Origin of the sequence: Marinobacter sp. (assembly GCF_014859525.1) — a bacterium.
In the GTDB taxonomy this organism is placed as follows: domain Bacteria; phylum Pseudomonadota; class Gammaproteobacteria; order Pseudomonadales; family Oleiphilaceae; genus Marinobacter.
Genome location: NZ_JACUUB010000149.1, coordinates 1 through 3,193, shown reverse-complemented (window position 1 = coordinate 3,193; position 3,193 = coordinate 1). Strand labels below are relative to the sequence as shown.

Below are 3,193 nucleotides of genomic sequence, written 5' to 3'. Positions count from 1 at the left end.
CGTTTGGCCTGTTTTTGCTGGTAGTCGGCCTGCTCCTGTTCGAAGCGCTCTTGCGCTCGTGCCTCAATTGCCCGCTTCGCTTCAGCCAGTGCTTCCAGCCGGGCTTCACGCCGGGCGATTTCAGCGGGGATGTCCATACCCTCTACCACCGGTGCCTGATCGGCCGCCTCTGCCTGGGCGGCAAGTGCGCTCACTTCCGCCCTGAGTTGTGCCTCGATCTTTTTGGCATGAGCATAGGACAGCGCTTTGTGCTTACTGGCGTTCGCTTTCACTTTGGTGCCATCCAGAGCGATCCGGCCCAGCTTCAACAGATTCATTTCCCGCGCCAGTAGCAGAACCTGAACAAACAGAGCCTCTATCTGAGGAAGGAAGCGTCGGCGGAAGGTAGCGATCGTGTCATGATCCGGATGCGTGTTGGCCGCCAGATAACGGAACGCCATCGAGTCGTGGGTGGCACGTTCAATTTTACGGCTGGAGAAGACGCCGGTCGCGTATCCATAAATCAACAAACTGAGCAATACGGCGGGATGATGGGCCCGCGAACCGCGCCCCGCATATTGCCGGGTGAGCTCAGACAGATCGAGTTGATCAACCACTTCAACCACAAAACGAGCCAGGTGATCCTCCGGCAACCAATCCTGAATGGAAGGGGGAAGCAGGAAGTCAGTGTTCCGATCAGCGAGTACAAAATGTCCCATCATTGAGGTCCGGTCATGGCCTGTGTTGTGTTCATTATCTCACTTCGATACGGCTTGGTTAAGTCCGACAGGCTGCTAGAGAATCAACAGACCAACATTATAATTATTGGAAGGCGCTGGTTAATTCGCCTCCCACTGCCTCGACTGTACTCCCCCTTAGTTGATGAGGGTGCCTTGCACAACGGGCACCTGAACCGTCGCCTCAAAGTTGACCGCGTGCAATAGCGGATCTCTTGACCAACTCAGCGGGTACTGAGGGTGGAATCCATATACCAGCAGTGCCAGCTCATCGCCTGGGTTCAGCACCTCTGCAACGCCAACCAGTTCAACAACTCTTGCCTCTTTCAGGCCCCTGACCGGTTGGATCTGGTCATCGATTAGCTGCCAGCGGCTGCTGCCCTCACTGCGCTTTCCCAGCCCGATAAACAGGATGGCATCGCAGCCCAGCTCATACTGGCTAAGGCCTGCCATGCACTTTGTTCGTCCGAGTAGATCGGACACGGTTACGAGAGCTGTCGGAATGCCCCCTATCGTTGCTCCGTCATCGCCGGCTTTACCCAAAAACAAAGCCTCAGGCGGCAAGGTTGGCGTAGCCAACGCAGCTGCTCCGTTCGGAACGGGCGTATCCGATCTCACGGAGCGCTCCACCACGGCATCGCCCTTCAGTAAAGTGCCCGGTGCATCCGGTGCCGGGAAAGAATCAACCGGGACGTGAACCGCAGATCCATCTTCCAGTGAAAGGCAAACGTTCTCATCGGTTCCTTCAAAGTAGCCTGCAAGCGGCTTGCCCTGAAGATGGTGTTGTAGCCAATTCAGAGTGGCGTCCGATACTGAGATATCACCGCAGGCAAATGCCCCACCAGCAGACTGAAATCCGGGTATCTCCAATAATCCGGCGGTTGGATCAACGTATTCAGCCGGCTGTGCCTCGTCGGGCGCTTCAACAGGCAGAATATGACCAGTTTGATGGGTAAGTAATCTTACATCTCCACCCAAGGCACGAAGACAATCAAAGTTTCGCCAAGCTTCGTTGAAATTGAACAGTGTGTCTTTCATTCCCTGGGTCAGCAACACATTAGCAGGCCGGAAGGGAGTTGGAGGCACGTCGTAAGCGGGCGGTGCAATCTGAAAGGTCAGCAAATCCGAAGATTCGGGTAACGACACTTGTTCACCGGTGCAGCGATATGCGGGACTATGATAGAAAAAGAAATCCAGCCCCGATTCGGGAAAACGGTTCAGAGTAGACCCTTGCGCGAGAATTTCGCGAATAATGGGGTCCAGTCCGCCATTTCCGTTACCTGTTGACCCGAGCTCACCGCCAGCCACTAGCACTAGATCCCATCCTGTCTTGATGACATTTCCGGGGTTGAGACTCGACCGAAGGTCATACCAGGTAATATCAGGAACGATGGCATTGATACGCTGTTTCGGATCCTGCCCGTGCAATAAAAACTGGAACCCGCCGCCATAACTTCCACCAATAGCGCCCACCACCGGATTAGGGTTTAGCTCCGGTGGCAAGCTTGGCTCACGTCGATATTGAAGGTATTCAAGATTGTCCTCGGCCCAGTCCAGTATCTGAATCAAATCGCGGCCTTCAAACTCCGGGTCCATCACACGCACGGTTCCTGTGCTCTCTCCAAAACCGCGCTGATCGATGGATATCACCACAAAGCCTGCCTCCCGGTAGTTGTCGAACCCGGATATTGAGCGTGATCCGCCAAAGCCATGGCCATGCAAGACCAAAGGATGCCCCTGCCGACAGTCAATACCCCCGATGGGCTCCAACACCTGGAATGAAATGGTTTCTCCGGAGCTCGATGTAATCCCCACCGGGTAGCTACGCCCCCCCTCGGTAGGCGTGCTTGCCGAACATGAGATCGGCACAATCGCAGGAACGTCACACGCCTGATCAGCGTTTTCGCAACCTCTGTTCTCGGGTCTTTCTGTTAACTGAGCATTCGCAGCAGGCTCTTGTGCGTTGCTGGAGCCGCTATCAAGACAACCCGACAGTCCTGCGGCAACTGCACCAGCGCAAACGATACGTAAACTGTTGGCACCCCAAGTTTGATGACGCATCTGATGTTCCTCTTTTGTTATTTTAATAAATTTTACATATCATCAAATTATCGTATGAAGTTAATTATGCGATACATTTGGCGTAGAAATCAAACGATTTGGGTTTGTCGTACAGGTAGATCGAGGAAGTTAGTGCATAAAGGTCAAGCCTGCATAAGCTCGACAACCAAAAACGTCCGGATTGTACGCTGATAGCTCAAAGAACAATCCGGACTGCTAACCTTGCTCAAGTCACTTGAAACGTGCGACGGCATGCTTGATCGAGCTGCTGACAGAATCCCAGGCACTGTCAACACCCGCTTTTAAGTCTTCCCAGGCGTCATCACCCGCTTCGCTGAGCTCGTCCAGCTTCTTTCTGGCGTCTTCCCGCATCGATTTCAGCTCTTCGATCTGCTTGTAATATTCTTGCTGGGCAT

General features: G+C 53.8%; 2 protein-coding genes and 1 pseudogene. All 3 read right to left on the bottom strand.

Features of this window, described 5'->3' with window-relative positions:
* The coding region (locus IBX51_RS14835) for a transposase (RefSeq protein ID WP_291832097.1) at positions 1 to 698 on the bottom strand (698 nt) is incomplete at its 3' end.
* A 156-nt stretch (positions 699 to 854) separates the two neighbouring features.
* Positions 855 to 2,531 (bottom strand): alpha/beta fold hydrolase, encoded by a 1,677-nt coding sequence (locus IBX51_RS14830; RefSeq protein WP_291832096.1) that lies wholly within the window; start codon positions 2,529 to 2,531, stop codon positions 855 to 857.
* Between the two features lie 477 nt (positions 2,532 to 3,008).
* Positions 3,009 to 3,193: pseudogene (locus tag IBX51_RS14825) on the bottom strand (hypothetical protein); the annotation flags it as partial.